The sequence below is a fragment of the Streptomyces sp. DSM 106670 genome, from assembly GCF_055792845.1.
Window position 1 is genome coordinate 1 of sequence record NZ_JBSNCL010000002.1, and the last position, 22,004, is coordinate 22,004.

Annotated in this window: 19 protein-coding genes; all 19 read left to right on the plus strand. The window is 70.1% G+C overall.

The features are described from left to right. Nucleotides 1-1,037: 1,037 nt before the first annotated feature. The 19 genes from ACSMXR_RS36060 (at nt 1,038) to ACSMXR_RS36150 (ending at nt 21,813) form a co-directional block, all read left to right on the plus strand. Nucleotides 1,038-2,381, plus strand: coding sequence for a ParB/RepB/Spo0J family partition protein (locus ACSMXR_RS36060; protein WP_473172501.1), 1,344 nt, complete (start codon nt 1,038-1,040; stop codon nt 2,379-2,381). Then, entirely contained in the window at nt 2,329-2,805 is a 477-nt protein-coding gene (locus tag ACSMXR_RS36065) for a hypothetical protein (protein ID WP_473172502.1), read from the plus strand. Before ACSMXR_RS36060 ends, ACSMXR_RS36065 begins: the two co-directional genes overlap by 53 nt. Nucleotides 2,806-4,636: 1,831 nt before the next feature. After that, nucleotides 4,637-5,086 (plus strand): hypothetical protein, encoded by a 450-nt coding sequence (locus ACSMXR_RS36070; protein WP_473172503.1) that lies wholly within the window; start codon nt 4,637-4,639, stop codon nt 5,084-5,086. A 420-nt stretch (nt 5,087-5,506) separates the two neighbouring features. After that, on the plus strand, nt 5,507-6,007 hold the full coding sequence (locus ACSMXR_RS36075) for a hypothetical protein (protein ID WP_473172504.1): 501 nt from the start codon (nt 5,507-5,509) through the stop codon (nt 6,005-6,007). A gap of 419 nt (nt 6,008-6,426) precedes the next feature. Then, nucleotides 6,427-7,047 carry a hypothetical protein gene (locus ACSMXR_RS36080; protein ID WP_473172505.1) on the plus strand — a complete coding sequence of 207 codons (621 nt, stop codon included), beginning with the start codon at nt 6,427-6,429 and terminating at the stop codon, nt 7,045-7,047. Beyond that, nucleotides 6,986-8,242 carry a hypothetical protein gene (locus ACSMXR_RS36085; RefSeq protein ID WP_473172506.1) on the plus strand — a complete coding sequence of 419 codons (1,257 nt, stop codon included), beginning with the start codon at nt 6,986-6,988 and terminating at the stop codon, nt 8,240-8,242. Before ACSMXR_RS36080 ends, ACSMXR_RS36085 begins: the two co-directional genes overlap by 62 nt. An 86-nt stretch (nt 8,243-8,328) precedes the next feature. Further along, the gene (locus ACSMXR_RS36090) at nt 8,329-8,868 is read left to right on the plus strand and encodes a hypothetical protein (protein ID WP_473172507.1); all 540 of its coding nucleotides are present in this window, start codon (nt 8,329-8,331) and stop codon (nt 8,866-8,868) included. 231 nt (nt 8,869-9,099) lie between these two features. After that, on the plus strand, nt 9,100-10,098 hold the full coding sequence (locus ACSMXR_RS36095; protein WP_473172508.1) for a DUF3560 domain-containing protein: 999 nt from the start codon (nt 9,100-9,102) through the stop codon (nt 10,096-10,098). An 80-nt stretch (nt 10,099-10,178) separates the two neighbouring features. After that, nucleotides 10,179-10,913 carry a hypothetical protein gene (locus ACSMXR_RS36100; protein ID WP_473172509.1) on the plus strand — a complete coding sequence of 245 codons (735 nt, stop codon included), beginning with the start codon at nt 10,179-10,181 and terminating at the stop codon, nt 10,911-10,913. 316 nt (nt 10,914-11,229) lie between these two features. Next, nucleotides 11,230-11,727: a hypothetical protein gene (locus tag ACSMXR_RS36105; RefSeq protein WP_473172510.1), complete on the plus strand. Its 498-nt coding sequence runs from the start codon at nt 11,230-11,232 to the stop codon at nt 11,725-11,727. 144 nt (nt 11,728-11,871) lie between these two features. Further along, nucleotides 11,872-12,342 carry a hypothetical protein gene (locus ACSMXR_RS36110; RefSeq protein WP_473172511.1) on the plus strand — a complete coding sequence of 157 codons (471 nt, stop codon included), beginning with the start codon at nt 11,872-11,874 and terminating at the stop codon, nt 12,340-12,342. Between the two features lie 20 nt (nt 12,343-12,362). After that, nucleotides 12,363-13,571 (plus strand): hypothetical protein, encoded by a 1,209-nt coding sequence (locus ACSMXR_RS36115; RefSeq protein WP_473172512.1) that lies wholly within the window; start codon nt 12,363-12,365, stop codon nt 13,569-13,571. Between the two features lie 114 nt (nt 13,572-13,685). After that, nucleotides 13,686-14,408, plus strand: a complete 723-nt coding sequence (locus ACSMXR_RS36120) for a hypothetical protein (RefSeq protein WP_473172513.1) — start codon at nt 13,686-13,688, stop codon at nt 14,406-14,408. Between the two features lie 64 nt (nt 14,409-14,472). Beyond that, on the plus strand, nt 14,473-14,970 hold the full coding sequence (locus tag ACSMXR_RS36125; RefSeq protein ID WP_473172514.1) for a hypothetical protein: 498 nt from the start codon (nt 14,473-14,475) through the stop codon (nt 14,968-14,970). Continuing rightward, nucleotides 14,967-16,250, plus strand: coding sequence for a hypothetical protein (locus ACSMXR_RS36130; RefSeq protein ID WP_473172515.1), 1,284 nt, complete (start codon nt 14,967-14,969; stop codon nt 16,248-16,250). The genes ACSMXR_RS36125 and ACSMXR_RS36130 overlap by 4 nt, the downstream gene beginning before the upstream one ends. Before the next feature lie 589 nt (nt 16,251-16,839). Beyond that, on the plus strand, nt 16,840-17,808 hold the full coding sequence (locus ACSMXR_RS36135; RefSeq protein ID WP_473172516.1) for a deazapurine DNA modification protein DpdA family protein: 969 nt from the start codon (nt 16,840-16,842) through the stop codon (nt 17,806-17,808). A gap of 407 nt (nt 17,809-18,215) precedes the next feature. Next, nucleotides 18,216-19,475 (plus strand): DNA cytosine methyltransferase, encoded by a 1,260-nt coding sequence (locus tag ACSMXR_RS36140; RefSeq protein ID WP_473172517.1) that lies wholly within the window; start codon nt 18,216-18,218, stop codon nt 19,473-19,475. Nucleotides 19,476-19,564: 89 nt separating this feature from the next. Continuing rightward, complete coding sequence (locus ACSMXR_RS36145; protein WP_473172518.1) at nt 19,565-20,851, plus strand: DNA cytosine methyltransferase; 1,287 nt, start codon at nt 19,565-19,567, stop codon at nt 20,849-20,851. A 197-nt stretch (nt 20,852-21,048) separates the two neighbouring features. Beyond that, entirely contained in the window at nt 21,049-21,813 is a 765-nt protein-coding gene (locus tag ACSMXR_RS36150) for a hypothetical protein (RefSeq protein WP_473172519.1), read from the plus strand. Nucleotides 21,814-22,004 lie beyond the last annotated feature (191 nt).

A 22,004-nucleotide genomic window follows, 5' to 3' on the forward strand; every position in this document is an offset into this window, starting at 1 on the left:
GCGCGTCCTCCTCCGGAGGAACGACGCATGATCCTACGGATCATAAAGACGATAAAGCCCTACGGGCTTTATGTAATTCCTCCGGAATTGCATTATGAATTCCTCCGGAATTCGCGGTCCGCATTCGCGGCCCTGCGTGCTCTCCGCTCCGCTCCGGCACGCCCGCCCCGGACGGCCGGTCAGCCTGCCCCGACTGTCCGGGGCTTGGGTGGCCCGCTGTCGCGGGCAGGCTGACTACAGGGAGGGGGCTGGGGCCCGGGGTGGTCGGGCGGGCCGGTGGAATGGCCCGCCCGATGGTGCATCAGATGCGCACCCCATGTAGAGATTGGGATTCCCCCCTACCCCCCTCCCGTGGGCGGTTCACAGGTGCTGCATCGTGATGCAGCACCTGTGTAGGAATTGGGTTTCTGCTTCACCCCCGGGCCGTGCATCCAAGACGCCAGAAAGGCCGGTCTTAGCGAATGAGCGCAATGGTCATCGCAAATCGAAGATGGCCGATAAAAGGGCCAGCTAATAGAAAATGCGGAGGGTGCATTTCTGGAAGCTGACGGAGGGTAGAAGCGCGCCCGCCCGCCCCTCAGCTTCGCGGCGACCCACGGTCGACGCAGCTCCTTCAATAGCAAGCGCAGCGCCGCCCGTTCCGAAGCCGCCACCAACCCCAGTCCCAACACCTCCCCCACATCACAGGCAAAAGAGGGCAGCAGAAGAGGAAGTCTGAGTGGTCACCACGGAAGATGCAGTGTCTGAACAGCAGGAATCGGCGCGGCCGAGAATTTCCGCTGTCACTTCCTGTGTCACACCCTGTGTTACTTCCTCTGTCATTCCTTTTGTCACCTCATATGTCACACCTTTCGCCTCTCTCGTCAGGGCGACACTGCCGCTTTAGCGCATGATCCATGGTAGAGTTCTACTTGTCAGCACGTCGGGGAGGGGTTGGCCCCCCTCCCCGACGACCGAACCGCACACACACTGACGGAGAAGGAATTCCATCGTGAGCAAGAAGAGCACCACCACAGACATGCTGACGTTTTGACGTTTTGGGCGAGCTGGGCGACTTGGTCGAGCTGGACCCAGAGCTGATCGTCCTGGACGAACGGAACGCCCGCACGCAGAACGCGAAGCCGGACGCAGCTCTCTTGGCGTCCGTCGAGCGCATCGGGGTCCAGGACCCCATCAGTGTGCGTCCGCTGGGGGACGGGCGGTTCGGCGTGTTCAAGGGCCAGCGCCGTTGGCTCGCTGCTCTCGCGGCCAAGAAGAAGGCCAAGGCCAAGGCCAAGCCCTGGTATCCCGTTCCTGCGTTCGTCCGTAGCAACCTTGTGGAGAACGATCACGAGGCGCTGCTTCTGTCGCTGGTGGAGAACACCCAGCGTGCCCGGATGACAGAGCGTGACACGGTAAACGGTGCAGCGCAGTTGGAGCTGATCGGGGTATCCGAGACGGACCGTCGGCGCGCCGCGTCGATCCTGGGAGTCAAGCGCAACGAGATGAAGGCCGCGAAGAAGGCCTCTGCGCTCACGCCCGAGGGTATGCAGGACGGTGCACGGTACGGCTTCGATCTTGCCGAGCTTGCCGACCTCCAAGACGTTGAGCACTTCGAGGGTGCCGCCGAGGAGCTTGCGCGGGCCAAGCAAAGGGACAAGGAGGCCCGTAAGGGCAATGGGCACTGGCAGCACGCCCTGTCCTCCCTGCGTCAGGCCCAGGCCGAAGCTGCCAAGGTCGCGGCCGCCAGGCAGGCGTTGGAGGAGGCAGGCGTGACGGTCGTAGACCGCCCCCGCTGGAGCACGACTGTGCAACGGCTTACGGCGCTGACGACGGCGACCGGTCGGGCACTGACCCCGGAGGCGCACGGTGCTGCGTGCGCCGGACACGCGGCGTGGCTGGACGACGATTGCGCGCCTGTCTTCGTCTGCACGAGTCCTGAGGAATACGGGCACCGACGTACCGGATCGCCGACGTTGGAAGAGGAGGCGAAGGCGAAGGAGACGGAGCGGCAGCACCGTAAGAAGGTCATCGAGCAGAACCGTGCAGCCCGGGCAGCGCGAGAGGTGCGTCACGCGTTCATCGCGCAGCTGTGCAAGGGCAAGTCCCTTTCCGAGGGTGGGTGGCTGCTGATTCTGTCCACCGTCCTGAGTCCACCGTCCTGGGTCGGATCTTTACCGCCGCTTCTTGAACAGGACGGGAAGCCATGCAGCCGAGATGATCGGGGCTTTCGTTGGAGCATCCCCGGAAAAGGGCGAGGAGCCGTTCGCGCAACTGATCCAGCGGACGGGCAAGGCGCGTCGCCCTCAGCTGCTGTTGGCACAGGTCGCAGCGGCGTACGAATCCGCGATGCACGACAAGGTGTGGGAGTCGCCGGCCGCGAGCGACGTCGAATGGCTTGAGTTCCTGGCGGCCGAAGGCTACGTCCTTTCTGACCACGAGCATGGCGTAATCGCGGCGTTCGCAGAGAAGTCTGCTCCGGTCGCCCTGGTCGACACCGAGCCCGACACCGAGCCCGACACCGAGCCCGACACCGAGCCCGACACCGAGCCCGACACCGAGGCCGGGGCCGACACCGAGCCCGACACCGAGCCCGACACCGAGGCCGGGGCCGACACCGAGCCCGACACCGAGGCCGGGGCCGAGCCCGAGGCCGGGGCCGACACCGAGGCCGAGCCCGGGGCCGAGCCCGAGGCCGAGCCCGGGGCCGACACCGAGGCCGGGGCCGAGCCCGAGGCCGGGGCCGACACCGAGGCCGGGGCCGAGCCCGAGGCCGGGGCCGACACCGAGGCCGAGCCCGAGGCCGGGGCCGACACCGAGCAGTAAACGTGAGTGGCGCAGGGCCTCCGTAGAGGCCCTGCGCCACCCATCGCACAGTTGGGGGCCTCTCAGCGTCAGAGCTGACTACCGGGGGCACCACTGGTTGGTGGTCCGGCGGTTGTCCGCCGAAGCGGACCGCTCGCGCGGTTGGCCCAACCGCCGGACCTTTCCGAACCACAACACACCGAACGAGTCCGGGAGTCGTGACTCACCCAGGGTACCCCGCGCTGCCGTCCGGTCCCGACGGTTCGTCCGGCCGAAGCGCTTCTCGCTTCGCGCGTTGGCCCAACCGCCGGACCTTTCAGAAGGTGCTCATGCGTCTGTCCATCGCTTCTCCGTCGTTGTTCGTCTTGCGCGTCTCGGTCACGGATGAGAGCGGCACGCAGCGTTGCTCCTGGGCCATGCCCAGCGCCCCGTACGGTTCGCCTGCCTGGCAGCTGCCTTGGGGTCCCTCATCTGGTGCGGCTCGAACGGACGCCGGCCGCCGCTTCTCCTTCGCCGACCCGCCGCGCGGTCAGTTCCGCGCCGATCTCAGAAGGTGCTCATGCGTCTGTCCATCGCTTCTCCGTCGTTGTTCGTCTTGCGCGTCTCGGTCACGGATGAGAGCGGCACGCAGCGTTGCTCCTGGGCCATGCCCAGCGCCCCGTACGGTTCGCCTGCCTGGCAGCTGCCTTGGGTTGTCGCTCATCTGGTGCGGCTCGAACGGACGCAGGAGCCGCCGACCGTCGCGGGGTTCGCAGCACACCTTCGGGCGCACTCGGGGCGGGTCCGTCCCGTCGCCCCAGGCTCCGCACGCGTTCGATGTTCTGCACGATCCCCGGGTGTCGTGCTGGATCGATGTCCACTTCGAGGCGGCTCAGGGCGCGGAGCGGTGGCCGAGGGTTGCCCTCGCGGTTCTGGAGCAGGAGGCGCGGGCGCATGTTCCTGGAGTCGGGCAGCGGTCTACGCGGAGCGGCGGTGACGGCAGCATGTGGTGCACCTGAGTAGTTCATGATCCATGGTAGAGCGTACTTTGTCAGTAACGAGGGGTTGGCCCCTCGCAGCGTGACGTGCCGAACCACAGGCTGGGAGGGGGCGGCGCGGAGCCTCATGTGGGAACCGTCGCGGCGTTGGAAGGTGCGGGGCGACTCCGGGACTGGGCATGGGGGGTCCATCGGAAGGCGCGGGCGGAACAGGTGCTAGTGCGCGCCGGGCAGCGGTCTACGCGGAGCGGCGGTGACGGCAGCTATGTGGTGCACCTGAGTAGTTCATGATCCATGGTAGAGTTTTATTTGTCAGTAACGAGGGGTTGGCCCCTCTCGTGACGCCCGAACCACAGACCTGGGAGGAGGGGCGGCCGGAGCCCGAGGCCCCGGCCCCCCTCCCCCGCCAACCGGACACAGACCGAAAGGCCTTGACCATGCGCCAGTACAGCGCCCCTCTCACTGCCGCCCAGGCCACAGCCGGCAACCGTGGGCCTGATCGTCGCGTTCGCCGCCCGCGCCCTCAACCAGAAGTAGCCGCGCCCCGGCACTCCGAACGAACTTGTCGAGAAGGACCCGGCCCAGCATGGCCCGGAAGATGAGTCGACCGCGACGTCCTGAACATGTACGTTCGCGACGGTCTGATGGAACGCGGGCAAGTGACCGTGCGATCCGTGACGGACTGCCCATGGAGGCCGGGGCGACGGCCGGTGAGGCCGCCGGGCAGGCAGGCTCCGCGCTCATCAGGATGTGGGCCGACGCCCGCCTCCGCGCCGCCGAGGCCACCGCCACCACCTGAACCCGCTCCCGCCCCACACGCCGGGGCGCAGCCGCGCCCCGGCACTCCGAACGAACAGCGAGAGGACCAGCCCAGCATGGCCCGGAAGATGAGCGCCACCGAGCGAGCCGCCCGCGACGTCCTGAACATGTACGTTCGCGACGGTCTGATGGAACGCGGGCAAGTGAACCGTGCGATCCGTGACGGACTGCCCATCGCGGAGGAGACCGTGCGCAGGGAGTACGTCGAGAACGGGTGGGGTTCCGCCTTCTACTACGGGCAGGAGGTCGCCGCCGCCCTCGCCGAGTTCGACGCCGCGAAAGGCATGGCTGCCCGCCGGATGAAGGCCGCCCCGCCGCCGAAAGATCTGGCCGCCGAGATCTTCGCGGCAGTGTTCGCCGTCGTCGAGGCGGAGGAGGGTCCGCGCGAGGGTGCGGAGCGTCTTTCCCCTGAACAGGCCGAGATGGTCATGGGGGTAGTCCGCGACACGGCCCGCGAGGTCCGCGAGGAGGCCGCCACCCGCCGCCTGAGCACCGACGCCGCCTGACGGCTCCCCCGCCGGGGCGTTGCGCTGCGCCCCGGCCACCTGGCCATCTCCGCGCTTGGCTGTGCTGTCCGTCGAGCTCCCACCCCTCGGAACGGGGCTCATGAGCCCCGTTCCGTCAGCCGAAAGAAGCGAATGCCCCATACCGAATCGCCGTCCTCCTCGACGACAGATCAGCCGGCCGCCGTCGGTATCTCCGAGGCGGACGTGTCGACTTCCCGCCGCAAGCGCACAACTCGGCTTCCGGACGCCGGAGCCGAGCCCATCCCCGGGCAAACGGAAATTCCTCCTATCACGTATCGCCAAGTCACCCTCTGGAGCCTATGAGCGCGTAATCCATGGTAGAATTCTATATGTCAGACACCGTGAGGGGTTGGCCCTCCTCACGACACCGAACCGCAGATCACTGAAGGAGTCCTCTCCGTGATGACCACCCCTCCCGCCCTCACCGTGGGCGATGTCACCGTCGACACCGACCACCACGGGCGCACGTACGCGGTCGTTCCCGACGACGTCGCTCGACTGCTCTACGCCGCTTCGATCGAGGGCATCGACCCCGAGGCCCGGGGAGTATTCTTCGAGTCCATCGCGCACCCTGCCAACTCGTGGACCGCCACCACTGTCCGGACGATCTTCGAGGCCGTTCTCACCGCCTGCCCGGAGCTGGGCCAAGACCTGTCCAGCGGACTCGGGCTGTACCGCTCGCACGACGGTGGCATGTTCAGGGGCTTCATCGTCGGCGAGAGCGCGTGGGACGCAGACGCCCGCTGGTGGCGCGACGGCCACCACGACGACCTCATCGCCAGGGGCGCCCGCCACCAACCTTCGGCTGGCGCGACTACGGCCACCACGACGACCTCATCGCCGGCTATCGCCACCAACGACCGGCACGGTCTCGCCGGAACGTGCACCTTCGGCGATTGACCCACTCTGGCCGGTACGCCATCGATCACACGGGCGTACCGGCCCCCCGCCCCTCACGTGTCACGTGATCACCACCCGAGCGGGGCCACGTAGCCCGCAGCGCCCGCCACCTCGGCGGGCGGTGCGCCCCGCCCCCGGGCCGGCCCCCGCCGGAACGGAAGCAGGGCACGCGCATCCCCCTGCCGCTCCCAGACGCGCCCGCGCGCTGGATCGGTCCAGCGAGCGAATACAGAAGCCCTTCCCACGGGTCACGGCGGCGATGTTGGAAGCCCCGGCCCGCCATCCCCGGCGAGAGCAACGCCGGTCATCCCGAACTCAAGCTGTCGGGAGTACTCAGCATGCAGCTGTGACGGCCCTGGTGCCCTCGCCTCGCACATGGCCAGATCCTCGATGCAGCACGCCTGCACAACCACAGGGTGGTGACGGTCGACCTGGTGGACGCTGCGCTGTCCCAAGTCGCGGACACGGACCACGGCAAGGCGAACAAGACGACGGTGCGCCGCGTCATCCGGCAGCGCGCCGCGTCGGAGCTGGTCCGGGTGATCTTCACTCGTGAAGAGCGGTACTGGGCGATCCGGGAGCAGCTTCACCACATGACGCCCGACGAGGTTGCCGCGCTCGCCGACAGCATCGCGGACGGGGGCGAGCGGGACCCGCGGGGGCGTGACAAGGAGCTGGTCGACGCCATCAGCGCGTACCGGAGCAGCCGGCCGGTCCCGGCCCGCCTGTACGGGTGCACGCCGGTCTCCGCCCGCCTGTGGACGGACCCGGCCGCCGTCGAGGAAGCGCCCGTCGTTGACCCCTACCCGGCCCTGTACGCGTCGCTGTCGGCTGCCGACATGACCAGTGCGGTCTACAACGTCACGGCATGCCGGGACGGCGTGAAGCGGCATTGCCCGCCGCAGTCGGGTAAGCGTCTGGCCCTGGCGTCGATCAAGCACGGTGCCCTCGAGGGCACGGGTGGCGCCGCGGGACGGCGTGAAGCGTGCCCGCCGCAGTCGGGAGCGTCTGGCCCTGGCGGTGGCGATCAAGCACGGTGACGGGGCGCGGGTCGAGGGCACGGCCGAGCTGTTCACGGTGGACTGGCGCGGGGTCCAGAACGGGCCGGGTGACATCGTCTTCACCTTCCGGCGGCGCGCGGCCGTTCCGTCCGTGGACGTGGAGGCGGCGCGGGAAGCGTCGGGCTTGTCCCTCGGTGACCTGGTGGAGGTCTCCGGCCACAAGGTCGAGACGGATAAGGGCTGGGACTACGTGCCTGCCTGGTACGGGCACCTGCGGGACGTCTGGGCGTCCGACGGGCAGATCGTCGCCCGGGTCGACGGCCCCGAGGGGGAGCCCGGCGTACCGCTGCTGTCGGACCTGCGCCCGGTGCGGTGGCACATGCGGACGGTGAACGGCGGTACCCCGGAGCGCATCCCGACCCTGGACGCCCTGCGGGAGATCAACAACGCCATGAGCGGGGGTGTACGGGAGATGTCGGAGTCTGCCGGGACGGCCCAGATCGTGTACGGGGACGTCCGGGGCGAGGTGTGGTTGCGCCCGGCGACCTCCGCCGAGATCGCCATGCAGCAGAAGCCGGAGCGGGAGCGGTATGTGGAAGGGGACCGGGTGATCGTCCGGGGCACGTTCTACCGACACGAGACCCGCCGTACGTACGTCCTGGACGAGTACGAGGGCACGGTGACGAACTGGGCCGCCGGGCACTTCAACGTCCGGGCGGTGGAGCCCGACGAGGACGGCGTCACGTACGGGGTGCGCCCGTGCGCGGTGCGGGAGCTGCGCCCGGTGCCGCCGACCGTCGACGACGTCGCCGACGTGCCGCACGACCTGTACCTGTCCGGGGAGCTGCGCCACGAAGGGGTGCCCGCCGATCAGGTCCGGCGCGCCGTGAAGAACCTCCGCTTCAACCGGACCTCGTTCTACCAGGACGCGGAGGCGGCGATCGTGGTGGAGAACCAGCGGTACGTACCGCAGCACCCCGCCGGAGCGGCCACGGGCCGGGCCCGGAGCCGGCCACCGGCTCCGCCCCCCGGGAGTGGTCGGAGACGGACGTACGCCGGGCCCGGGGGTTCGCGGCGAAGTGGCGGGCCGAGACGGTGTGCGCCGAGCCCCCGGTACGGCGTGAGCCGACGGACGAGGCGTTGGCCGAGTGCTTCGCGCACACCGTGCGGCCACTCGACCCGGAGCTGTACCCGCTCGTCCGCCAGGAGCTCGCCGGTTGGGACCGGATCGTGACCGCCTGACAGACCCCTCACGGGCCGGGCGACCGCATCCCCGGCCCGGTGACCTCCCCCGCACACCACCCCATAAGGGAGACACCCATGTCCGCACTCGCCGCTTGGCGCGACGCCCGGTATATGACCGCCGCCACCCGCGCCCGCCTCATCGCCGACATCGCCCGCGACCGGTGGGCCCCGGCCACCTCCACCCGGATCCTGCACCGGATCGCCGACCACCTCACCGAAGCCGCCCACCAGCTCGATGACCAGATCCCCGTCGGCCGCGAACGCATCTCCCTGCCGGTCGAGGCGACCGGGGAGCTGGTGGAGGCCGAGCACCTTGCCGAGCAGTTCCCGAAGACCCGCTTCGCCCCGGATTTCACCAGCTACGCGCTGGCCCCGCTCACCGGCCGCCCCCTGCCCTACCCGAACCCGCTGCGCCCGGTCTCCCGGGCCATGGCCCGCACGGAGTCGACGCTCGCCCACACCATTTACGTCCTGAACATGGACAACGCCCACCAGGCCGAGCAGCCCGAGAAGTGGCTCCGGGAGGTCATGGAGGCGTGGCGCAAGTGGGTCCAGCTCTCCGAACTGGTCCGCGTCGACAACGCCCGCCCCTGCAACCGGCACGCCCGCCCCTGACCCCTCCCCCGGGGTGCCGCGCCGGCACCCGCCCGGCACGGCACCCCGGGGGGGGGGGGGGCAAGCACCTCCCGCCTGACCACGTACGGCCGGAGTTAACCGCCGGTGCCGCCGCGTCCGGACCGGCGGCACCGGGTGACCAAATCAATAGTTGCAGAATTCTAAATGTCATGCGCCGAGGGGTTGGCCCTTCCCGCCGCACCGAACCACACGCATCATCAGGGAGTTCGAGTGATCACTATTCGTCACACCCGTGCCGAGGGCACGCTCATCGAGGGCAGCGTAAAGGGGGACGGCGTCTACGAAGTTCTCCACTCGCACGGCTTCCGCTACTTCCCGTCCATCGAACAGATCGGTATCCGCAACTCCCGTGACCGGGCCGCTCAGCAGTCGAAGATCAATTCCGCGTCAGCAGCCCTGCGGGCCGCCGGTTTCGAAGTACGGACCGTGGTGGAAGAGGACGTCCGGCGCCCGTTCGCGGTAGCCGAGGCCGAACGCAACAGCCGGTCGGAGAGCCGGGCCGCGGGCTACAGCGAGCGGGCCACGCGGGCGCAGGCGAACGGCGACCGGCTGAGCGAGCAGGCGCGGGAGCGCAGCGCGGCGATCCCTCTGGGTCAGCCGATGATGCCCGGGCGCTATTCGTACCCGGCGGACCGGCGGGCGCGCGACCGGACCCACCGCATGGAGGGAAAGGCCGTCGCGGAGGGCAAGCGGGCCGCGTATCTCGCCGCGTGCGCCAAGTCGGTGGTGGACCATCAGCGGTACCGCAACGAACCCGCCACGACGCTGCGCCGCATCGGCCGGCTGGAGGTTCAGTTGTGCCGGATCCACAAGTGGCTGGACGGGAAGTCCGCCGACGGGCACAGGAGGTCACTGACGCCGGAGGGTGTCGCGGACCTGCTCCGCGAAGAGGAAGAGACCGCCGAGGAGCTCACGTACTGGCGGACGCTCATCGCCCAGGCGGAGGCTGACGGGTTCGTCGTCTACGGCCCGTCGCACTTCGTGAAGGGTGACTACGCCCAGAGCGACGGCCGGTGGTACGAGGTCCTGAGGGTCAACGCCAAGTCGCTGACGGTTCCCGGCGGGCCGGACGTGCGGCCGGTGATCAGCGATGCCACCCGCGCCTATTCGTGGAACGACCGCATGCCGTACGACGGCGTCACGGGGCAGATGTCCGCCGCCCGGATGAAGGAACTGCGCGCGAAGAAGGCTCCGCGCCCGCAGAAGTAGCTGCGCCGCGGGCCGCCCGGAACGCGGGCGGCCCGCCGGCCCGAACGTCCTGTCCACTCTCCGTAGAAGAGGAACCTTCCGTGAGCAGCATCGCCCTGCCCGAAATGAGAAATCTGGCCCTTGCCGTGGCCGCCGAGCTCGGCCCCGACTGGACCTGTGAGTCGGACGAGGAGCCTCGACGATTCTGGATCACGACAGCGCAGGAGGGGCGCGGACGGGGGCGGGGAAGCGCCCTTCTCAGCAGCCGCCAGGAGGGCCGCGGTATCCGTCTGTTCGTCGACCCGTACGCCAGGGGCCGGGACTTCGGACGTGTACACATTCACGGCCGGAGGCCCGAGCCGCCCCGCAGCATCGTCATCTACCACGCGGACATCAAGTTCGGCCGCATCACCGTGGCCGGAACAAAGCCGCCACGGCAGATCGCCGCCGAGATCCGCCGCCGGTTGCTGCCCCAGCTCGACGCCGGGCTAGCCCTGTGGCGAAAGCGGGTGGAGGCGGAACGGGCGAAGGACGAGAAGACCAGGGCGCTCGCCCGTCAGCTCGCCTCCGTGCCTGGCATGACAGCGGGCCCCGCCCGGTGCGAGCGCAGCGCCAGCGGCGAGGGCTCCACCTGGCGCCTTGTGTGCCCCGTCGCCCCTCTCAGCCCCGATCACGGGGCAGCTCCCAGCATCGCGCAGGCGCTCGCCGAAGTCACCACCACCGAGGACGGGACACACGTCCGCATCGAACTGTCCCGGCTGACCGGAGCGCAGGCCGAGCGGGTGTTGCGCGCACTGGTGCAGGACGAGGTACGCGAGCCCGGCCCGAGCGACTGACCGTGAAGGCCGGCGGGAGAGGGCCAGGGCCCTGGACCGCCGTGTATCCGTCCGCCGTTTCGATGGCGACGCCCCTGTCGGCCGGGAGTCCGGCACACGCCGCCCAGCTGCCCGTGCAGGGCAGCCCTCCGGGCCCGCGACCTATGAGCCGCGACTTCGACGGGGCCCGGCTCGCCCCGGGGTCGGCGCGCTTGACCGTGTGCGACACAGCCAGGAGACCCTTGACGATCACTTCATTTATGGTAGAGTTCTATATGTCAGGTCGCTTGGCCGCGACCGACACCGAACCGCACTCCACCGAACACCAGGAGAACACGTGCCCATCCCCACGCCGCGCGCCACCGCCCTCGAACTCCCCGTAGCCGGTACCGCCGTGACCTACCACGGCAGCATGACCGAGCACTACGACGGCCGTTTCCTCCTCTTCCCCCACTACTCCATCTTCTCGGCCGGGGAACACGACGAACACGACTGCGAGGACCTGAACGACCGCAGCACGCTCCTCGGCTTCGGGAACTACCTCGCGCTCAATCACGCCCGACCCGCCAGCTTCACCGCCGACACCGGTACCTGGTGGCCCACGGACGCCATCGACATCGTGCGCGACGGCTACGTCTACAAGGTGTCGCACACCCTTCCCGGGGGCGAATCCCACAGGCGAGTCATCGCCTTCCACGCCGCCGACGGTCGGCTCCTCAGGGACTGGGCCTGGCTGCACCGCATCGACAGCGACACTCTCCGGCGCCTGGACGAGCGCGGCCTCACGCGCGCCGACCAGAGGACGTTCGCCGTCCCGGCACAGCGCGCGAGCTAGAGCGCTTCGAGGGGGCGGCGAACCGCTGCCGCCCCCGACAAGAACGACGTCGCCCGCTGACCTTCCCCGCTCCTCCCGCCGGGGCGCGACCGTACGCGCCGCGCCCCGGCATCCTCCCCACGCACCCAAGACCGGAGATTCGCCATGCCCGAAACACGCCCCACCGCACAGCACGTCATCGCCACCGTCCTCGACAAGATCGGCTCCGGCTTCCACACCCTCCATATCCGGCACGTCGACGGCTGGAGGGTCCGTGAGCGGCGCGCCGAGCTGCAGTTCATCGCCGCCCAAGGTGGCCGGGCCGGTTTCGGAGTGTGCCAGCAGGACGCCTTGCGGGCGGTGACGCGCCTGGTCTACGAGGCGATGTCCAGCGGTATCGGGGTGCTCACCGTCGTCACCGACAGCTGGGCGACCTTGGAGCCGTCAGCGGCGCTGTACCGCGTGTACGACGGGCGGTACATCGCCGAAGAGGACTACGACGTCGAGCGGTACGGCGACTTTCCGGACGCCATCCGAGCCGCCCAGCAGCGCCGGGCCGAGGAGGAGCAGCGGGTCCGCCGGCTCTACGAGCCCCGTGGCCTGTGCCCCACCGTCTTCGCCCCCCTTCCCCGCTGACTCCCCGAGGAGATCGCATCATGGCCAGCACCAAGATCACGTACAGCACCACGCACCCGACCACCGGCGAGCCGGTCACGTTCACCAAGGGCGGCCGCCCGGTCCGGTGGATCACCTGGGGGGACCTGGGCAACGGGTTCGTGCACTTCGGGTTCAGCTCGCAGGAGGAGTACAAGAAGGCGGTACGGGCTCCCCGGTCGTCGAACCCGCACGCCTCCCGGTACGAGGCCACGGCGGCGACCGTCGTCGAGGACAAGCCCGCCGAGCAGCCCCAGCCCGAGGCCGACCCGACGCCGGTGGCCGAGGAGGCCCCGGACCCCGTGGTCACCCTCGCAGAGGTCGCTGACCTTCTCGACCGCATCGCGACCGCGCACGCCGACATCGTGGGGAACGAGGGCCCCCAGTACCTCAGCCAGGTCGTGGTGCAGCACGAGGCGCACGGGCTGAGCTGGAGGGCGGACGACGCCGCGTTCGGTGCCCGCCGGGCGGAGCTGCGCGCGGCCGGACGGCTGCCCCACGTGAAGGCCATCGTCGCCCACGTCCGCCAGGCCCTGACGAAACGCCTGGGCGACGACTACACCCGACTTGGCGATGTGTCCCCGGAGCAGGTGCGCGCCGTCGCGGAGCTGGCGCGCCTCGCCGCCCAGTACCCCGTTGGCACGGCCGCCGTGCGTCTCCTCGACGGCGACGAGAAGCGCCGCGACGTCGTCCTCATCGATTCCGTGCCCGACGCCGACGGCAACGTCGACGCGAGCAGTGCCCGGCTCAACGGCAAGACCGTCCGGGTCGCCCTGGCCGACCTGCACCCGATGCCCAAGCCTCTCTCGGAGCCCGAGGGCGAACTGACCCTGGTGTGGTCCGTGCTGGACCGCAACGGCCGGGAAGTCGCCCGGGTGAAGGGCGGGGAGACCCGCACTGCGGCGATGAAGGTGGTGGAGGCCGACCCGGTTGCTGGCCCTGTGTCCCGTCGTGAGGGCGGCGTGGGACTGCGTCGGCTGCGCTCCTCCGAACTGTCCACCCCCGTCGGGGAGCTGCGTGGCCTGCCCCGCAAGGCGCTGGCGCCCCGCGTCGTGTCGTCGACCACCAGCAACGGCATCACCGTCACGACCGAGTTCACGCGGAAATCGATCCCAACACGGCTGCGGGAGTCCGGGCCCCCGGACGGATGGTCAACAGCGCGGCCGCAGGGGGCGCTCTGCGGTGGCGTCTCCCGGACGGCGAGGAGCTGACCCCGGGCGAGGCCGCGAAGCGCTTCCTCACCGGCTGACCGCGCGCCCCGGGGTGCGGCCGTACTGCCGCACCCCGGGCCCCGCCGCCCCCTGCTCTTGTCCTGGAGGATCAGCATGTTCACCAAGACCATCATTCACGCCGACACCGACACCGCCACCGAAACGTCCACCGAGGCCCATGCGCTGCGCCTACTGCGCACCGCCGTGCGGCGCGGGTACCGCATTGAAGCCACCCGCACCGGCGGCGCCATCGTCGAGCGGGACATCTACAACGGGCGGAGCATCCTCCCGAGGACGCGCACCGTGACGCTGGAGCCCGTGACGCCGGTCGGCACGCTCACCGCCACGGTGCGCGAGAGCCTGAACGACATCTCAGGGTGCGCGGCGTACCGGATCGACGTGGCCGAGCGGGAGTTCCGTGACCGAGTCGGCCGGATCCTGGCAAGTTTCGGAGGCGCCGCCCCGGCGGCTGCGGCGCGGCTGGTGGCCCGCGGCCTGGTCGTGCTCGGCGAGCCGTACGAGGCGACGTCGAACGGGTACCTCCCCGAGACCCGCACGCCGGTCCGTGTCTCGCTCGCCGCCCGACTGGCCATGCACGCCCAGGACCACCGGACGCACACCATCGCACCGGCCGGGTACATGCGTCCGGCCGACACGGGGATGGTGACCGCCGGTCGGCAGACCCCCGGGGGCGGGCTGGTCTACTCCCGGGCCAGCGCGGCGGGCTGCACCTGCCGTACGTGGTCCGCCACGGGCGACGGACACGACGACGTGCGCCGCCTGGCCCAGGGCCACCGGCAGCAACAGACCGCCGAGTTCATCCGCACCCTGCACTGACCCGCCCCAGCCGGGCGCGGCGTCGACTCGCCCGGCTTCCCTCCCCCGCGTACCGAAACCCACCGTGGACACCATCTCCCTGCTCGACCTCACCACCACCCCGCCGGCCACGCCGAGCGTCCTGCAGCGCCGCGCCCCGCTCCCGCTCGGAGAGCTGCCCGTGCCGAACGTCCCGGCCGCGTACGACCGCGAGCACCTCTCCACCATGCAGACGCTCAGCTTGTTCGACATCCCCGCCGCCGTGACGGCCCAGCCCGATCGTCCAGGCTGCCACGCGAAGTCCAGGCAGGAGCCCCGGACCGTGCACGCGTCGGTGCCGATGGTGCCGTCGCCGACCGTCCCTGACGAGCTGATCCGCCGGGCGGCCGCGCCGGATGCGGAGCACGGGGCAGCCGTCCGGCCGCTGGCGGGCACCGCGCTTGCCGGGTACGTCGGCACGTCCAGGACTGCCCTGTACCTGGGGCGTCTGGCCTCGCTGCGGATGCAGTTCGGGGCGTCTCTCCGCGGGCCGGCCACCCACGCGACGCCCGGCCTGGGCCAGATCGAAGGGATCGGACGGTGAAGAACCAGCGCTCGTGCGTGCCGGGAGATCCGTCCACGCAACGGTACGTCCAGGTCGCGCGGCAGGCTGCCGACTCGGCGGTCGCGGCCGCGGACGAAGCGATGGAGGCGGCATGCCGCGCGACCTCCGGTCGGGCGCCGCGCCTGGAGAAGATCATGCACGTGGCACACATGGAAGCGTGCGAGGCCGAGCGGTACGCGGTGGCGGCGCAGCAGCAGGAGAGCGAGGGTGCGCCGGTTCGGTCCCTGCTCCAGTACGCCGTCTGGGCGGTTGACGCGGCGGTTCGCGCGCAGACAGCCGCCGGCGTCGAGGAGACCGCTGGTGCGCTGCGTATGTCCCTGACGGAGCCGCCCACGGACCAGGAACGCGCCGAGCGCGAATCTATGGTGCGGGAGCTGGAAGCTCAGGAGGAGGAAGCGGCGCGGGCCGCCACCGGCATAGACAGCGAGAATCGGGATCTGGATGCGGCGAACCGCTATTACGCCGAAAAGTATGTTCCGGAGCTCGGCTGGACGGCGGGGCATGTGCGGGTGCTGGAGGCGGCGGCTTCTGGTGCTTTGTACTGGAGGGGCGGCCAGGCTCGTCGCGCTGCTCGCGCAGGTGTGTGGGAGGGCGGTCGGTTGATCAGCCGGGAGCGAACCAGAGCGCTCTACGCCGCTCGGTTCCTCACAGGGGTTCGTCGGTCCGGCGGCACACGTGTACTTGCTCTGAGTCCGATGGGCCGGGTTTCACTGGCTCTCGCTCGGCTGTACCCGGCAGGCCTGTACGCGGATGACCGGGCGGCGTACGAGGCCCGCTACGCGAACGCCGCGAGGAGCTCGATGTGCGAGGAGGAGAAGAAGGCCGCCGGGCGCCGCCTGCCTCCTTTGAACCGTGTCGCGCTGCGGCTCTACCAGCGGCCCCTCACGATCGCCGAGCAGGAACAGCTGCGCTCTCAGTCTGCGGCGTACGATCGGTGGGAGGACGAAGGGGGCTTCTGCCCCGACGTCGAATCGTCCTTCTCGGCGGTCGAGGCCCGGTTTCAGGGCGCGCAGGGCCCGGTACCCGCCGTGGCGGCGCCGCCCTCAACGGCGCCTCCCGTTCCGCAGTCGCGGGAGGGATTCGAGCTCCCCCGCAGTAGCTCCGGTTCGTCGCGGCCGCTGTCCGGCTTCGTTGGACGAATCGATGGACTCCCTGCATGGGGCTCCCGGCCCGAGGGCGGTCACCGGCCCGGCGGACGCTCTGCTCCGGCCTCACCGGCACGAGGTAGAGCGGCGACGGATCAACTCGCGCTGTTCTGACGGTATCTCCGCCGCCGTTCCGCTGTACGCCGCCGATATCCGACGAACTCGACCCGCTGCTCCCGCCCTCCGGCGCGCGGCCTCGGTCTGCCCGCTCCGTTTCACCCAGGGGTGTGCACGTGACGCTCACCATGCAGGTCACGCCTCCCTCCGGCTCTACGCATCACCGCTTCCGGCACGCGATCCGTCTCCCGTTGTCACCCGGTTCAGGTGATCAACAGCGCCCTGCGCGGGCGCTCCTGCCCGGCTCGGAGTTCCGGAGGCGGATCCCCCTCGCGGTCGGGTTGCTCAGTACGACCCGGATGGACGGCGCCGGGCGGCCGACGTGGTGACGTTCCGCGCGTCGTCAACAGCGCGCCGCTGGCACGCCGAGCGGGGAGCGCCGCAAGGGGGGCGGCCTCGTCATCTTCCATCTCGGCCGAAAGGCCAATCCACGGACCGCCCAGCAGCCACTCACCATGTCCCGCCCCGTCAACTTGGCGCGCCGGGGCTACCGCCCGACCCCCGAGCCGCATTGATTATGGTAGAGTTCTACTCGTCAGTCCGGTTGGCCCCGGACCTATCCGAACCTCACTCACCAGGAGTCCCCGTGCGGCTGCACACCTCACCACCCCGCGCCCGGAAGCAGGCCCGCGGTCCCGCCACCGACATCACCCGGCCGCCCGCCGCGGCCCCGAGCACCTTGTTCGATCTCCCGGCGCCCGCCGCACGCACGGGCGCGGCCAAGCGCCCCGCGCCGGTCCACGTTGCGCGGACGTGGTACGCCGACATCGACCGCGTGACCTACCTGGGCACCCCTGATCCGTCGTGGTTGGCCCGCCGGGAGTTCGGCGAGGACTGCATTCCGCTCTGCATCTCCCACCACCGTCTCAACGGCCGCAAGAGCCTGCCGCGCGCGGTGACCCCGTGGATGCTCGACTCCGGCGCGTTCACGGAGCTTTCGCAGCGCGGCCGGTGGACCGTCACCCCGCACGCGTACGCGGCGGCCGCCCGCCGGTACCACGACGAGATCGGCCTGATGGACGCCTGCGCGATCCAGGACTGGATGACGGAGAAGGACGTTCTCGCGCGGACCGGGCTGACCGTGTGGGACCACCAGCTCAAGACGGTGGCGTCGTTCCTGAACTTGGTGACGCTCGACGCCGAGCTGCCGTGGATGCCCGTGCTCCAGGGGTTCACCCTGGACGAGTACCTGCGGTGCGCCGACCTGTACGACCAGGCCGGTGTCGACCTCACCCTGGAACCGGTCGTCGGCATCGGGTCGGTCTGCCGCCGCCAGGGGACCAGGGAAGCCGTCCGGATCATCGAGACCCTGTCGTCTATGGGGATCCGATTGCATGGCTTCGGGTTCAAGGTCACCGGGCTGCGCAACGGCGCTTCCCACCTGCTCTACTCCTCCGACTCGATGGCGTGGTCCAAGAACGCCATGTTCCGCGAGCCGATGCCGGGGTGCACTCACCAGAGCTGTAGCAGCTGCCCGCGGTACGCCCGCGCCTGGCGGAACCAGATGCTCAACTCCCTGCCCGAGGACCGGCAGCTCCTCACCCTGACCGCCTGACCCGCTGCCCGCCGCAGATCTCCGGGGCGTACCCCCCCTCGCGGTCGGTTCGTTCAGTACGACCCTGATGGGCGGCGACGGGCGCCCGCCGCTCCTCGGTGCGGTGACGTTCCGCGCGCCCATCGGCAGCGCCTTGCTCACCACGTGGTTCCCGTGGCTGATCCTCTTCGAGCAGTCCGCGGAGCCGGGTTCCACGGTGCTGACATCCGGAGTGCCGCCGGTGGTCGAGCAGCGGTTCGTCGCCCAGGTGGTGGGGGTCGCTGGCGGGCGGGGGCCGGGTGTTGCTGTGTCATCTGCCGTCGCGGGGTGTGCCGCCCGACCCCCGAGTTGCCTTATTAATGGTAGAGTTCTATTCGTCAGTCCGGTTGGCCCCGGACCCATCCGAACCTCACTCACCAGGAGCCCCCGTGCGGCTGTACACCTCACCATCCCCCGTCAGGAAGCAAGCCCTCGGCGGCGACGGGCCGACCAGCACCCACATCTTCTGCGGACTCGGCGGCGACACCCTCGGCCTGGCGGAAGCCGGGTTCACCCCGACCCTGGCGCTGAACCACGAGCCCACGGCCGTGGCCAGTCACCGGCTGAACTTCCCCCACTGCGCCCACGACTGCGCCGACGTCAACAACTACGACATGCGGCGCCTCCCGAGGACCCGCGTGCTCTTCGGCTCGCCGATCTGCACCGAAGGCAGCCCGGCCGGCGGCAACGTGATGGAAGGCGCCCAACTGGAGATCCCCCAAGGCGATGCCTCCGAGGACTACACACCAGCCGCGACATGGGACCGGACCCGCGCCACCGCCTACGACCTCCTGCGCGCGGCGGAGGTCCACCGATACGACGCAGTCCTGTGGGAGAACGTCCCCCGGTTCGCGACCGCCTGGCCGCTGTACGACTGGTGGCTCAAGGCCTGGGAGCTGCTCGGCTACGTTCCCCAGGTCGCGTCGGTGAACGCCGCGCACCTGGGCGGCGGCCCCGACAGCCCGAACCCGCGGGCCCGGCAGGACCGCAACCGGCTCATCGGCGTCATGGTCCGCAAGGGCATCGCGCCCCCCGACCTGCGGGTGAGGCCGGAGTGCGTGTGCCCGGAGTGCGGACCGGTCCTCGGCATCCAACACTGGCGCAACCCTCGCGGGAGGAAGGTCGGCTCCTACGGCATCCAGTACGACTTCGTGTGCCCCAACCGCTCCTGCGGCCACCGGCGCACGGTCCCCGTCACCGACCCCGTCGTGGACGTCCTCGACCTGTCGCTCCCCCAGCAGCGCATCGGCGACGGCAAGCCGAACCGCCGGACATTCACCCCCTACCCGTCCTCGACCCGGGCCCGCGTCGAGGACGCGCTCAAGCGCTTCGCCGGACCCGGCGGGGAGCGCCGCGAGGGGGACCTCGTCATCGTCCACCTCGGCCGTACCGCCAAACCCCGGACCGTCCGACAGCCACTCACCACGGTGGCGTGCACACCTCACCACGCCCTCGTACGCACGGCCGCGACCGTCGACGACTGCCGGATCCGCATGGTGCAACCCCCCGAGACCGCGGAGATCCAGCGGTTCCCGGCGAGCATCCGCATGACCGGGACGGTGAAGCAGCGGTACATCCAGGTCGGCAACGCCGTCCCCGTCAACGTTGCCCACTGGGCGGGCGAGCGCCTGCTCCCCAGCCTCAGCTGACCGCTCCACCACGCTTCGATCAGCTCCTGGCGGCGCTTGGCCGCGCCGCCAGGAGCGCTCCTTCCGAACCTCTACGCCCTGGAGTCACCATGCCCCTCCTGCTCCCCCATCCAGCCGGACACCGTGAGGACGAACTCGGGCCGCTGCACCGCGGCGACGCCGTGCAGGAAGATCCGCGTCGTCGCGCTGCCGCGCACGGCATCAGCACCACGCACCTGTTCGCCGGCGGATGCGGTGATCTCATCGGCTTCCGCGAAGCCGGATTCGCCCCGCAGTACGCCGCCAACCACGACGCCTCCGCCATCAGCACGGTGCGCATGAACTTCCCCGGCATCCGCTACAACCGGTGCGACATCAACAACCTGGATTTCCGGAGCATCCCGAGGACCCGGGTCGCCGTCGGCTCTCCGATCTGCAAAGAGGCCAGCCCTGCCGGGCGCAACTCCACGTCGAGCCAGCAGCCGCAACAGGACTCGCCGGACGGGGGAGCTCCGGCACCCCAGTGGTCCCGCACGCGGGCCACTGCCTGGGATCTGCTGCGGGCCGCCGAGGTCCACGACTACGACGTCGTCTGCGGGGAGAACGTGGTCGACTTCGCGACCCGCTGGAAGCCGTTCACCGCCTGGACGAGCGTGTGGGACGCCATGGGCTACGACGGACAGCTCGTCTCGGTCGATGCCGCGCACATCTCCGGGCCCGGCAACGAGGCGGCGCCGCAACACCGTCACCGCGTGCTCTTCGTGTTCACGAAGAAGGGCCTTGCGCTCCCCGACCTCCGTGTTCAGCCACGCAGCATCTGCCCGGAGTGCGGCCCGGTCGACGGCGTGCAGGTGTGGGGAAAGCGGTTCGCCCAGCCGGGAGTTCTCAAGGTCGGCTCCTACAGGCACCAGTACCGGTATCGCTGCCCCAACGACCACTGCCGACGGGAGGTCGAGCCGGTGACCCGGTCCATCCGCGAGCACATCGATCTGGCCGAACCCGGCAGGCTCGTCGGGGAGGGGCGCCCGAACCGCAAGACGTTCGAGCCGTACGCCGAGGAGACGCGACGCAAGATCGCCATCGGGATGGCGCGGTTCGGCGACGAGCCGTTCCTCGTGATCCTGCGCAACCACTGCACCGTACAGTCGCTCGACGAGCCGATCGGCGCCATCACCGCGGAGGGCAATCACCACATGCTCGTGAAGCCTGGCCGCACCGTCGACGAATGCGAGGTGAAGATGATCCGCCTGCGCACGAAGGCGCGCGCCCAGCGGTTCCCCGACCAGCACCAGTTCGGCGGCACCACGGCCACCGACCTGACGCGACAGGTCGGCAACGCCGTACCCGTCAACGTCGCACAGTGGCTCGGCGAACGGATCGCACCCGTTCTGCTCTGAACACCGAACCGGTGGCCCCCGTCCTGCTGCCACGGGACGGGGGCCTGCCCGTCGCCCCGGCACGCCGCCGGCGGTGATTCGATCCCCACACCCTTCACTTCAATTATTTGCTGTAGAGTTCTATCTGTCATCTCAATGGGTGGCTCACACCGTTCAACCAAGCAGTTCCGTACGGCAACCCACGGAAGGACCGCCACGTGATTCCCGCCGGCCGCACAGGAATCGGTTCCGCCGAAGTCGCCGCACTCCTCTATTACCCCAACCGCCAGAGGCTGTCGCGCACGGACCGCGAGAGCCTGCCCGCGCCGATCAGCCGCAAGGGCACCCGGACTCGCATCTGGGACGCCGAGCAGATCAGGGCCCATGTCGCCGGAGACCGAATCCCGGAGCTGTCCGCCAGCATCCCGGACGCCGACGAGCTCCTGGATGCTGAGCGGGCCCGACTCGAACTGCAGGACGCCCCCACCCCGGAGGCCTTCGACGCGCGTGTCCGCGATGGCAGCATCCCGGTCCCGGACACGGTCGTCGACGGCGTGCCCCGCTGGAGGCGGGCGACGATCCGGACGTGCGACGACCTCCTCGACCGCGAGGAGGCCCGCCTCGAACTCCGCAACCCGATCACGGCCGGCGCGTGGGGCTCGTACATCCACGAGGGCCGCGTTCCCGCCCCCGACGCCACCGTGGCCGGAGTCCCGCACTGGAAGCGTCTCACCATCCGCTCGTGGGACGCCGACCGGCCCGGCGAGCGTGCCGGCGGCGGGCGCCCGAAGGGCGTCAAGGAGACCAAGCCCCGGAGGCGGAGGGAAGAGCTCGGAAGCCAAGCCCGCCGGAAGCGTCTCCAGGAGCTGGCGCCTCAGGGGCACATGCCGATCGCCAGGGTCGCTGAATTCGCTGCGGCCGAAGGCATCAGCGAGCGAACGGCCTACCGCCTGCTCCAGAAGATCCGCGACGCCGTCGAATAGCCGGCACCACCGGCGCCCCTCGCTCACGCTGGCCCGGGTGCGCCCCCTCTACGAGGCCAGCCATACCTCGGCAGCAGTCCGCCGGCTCTCGGGCCGTCTGCTGGAAGAAACGTTGGAACTGGAACTCACCAATGAGCTGGCGAGCCGGGCAACGCGGTTGGAACCCGGCGTTGGAACGCGCTGAGCAGCGA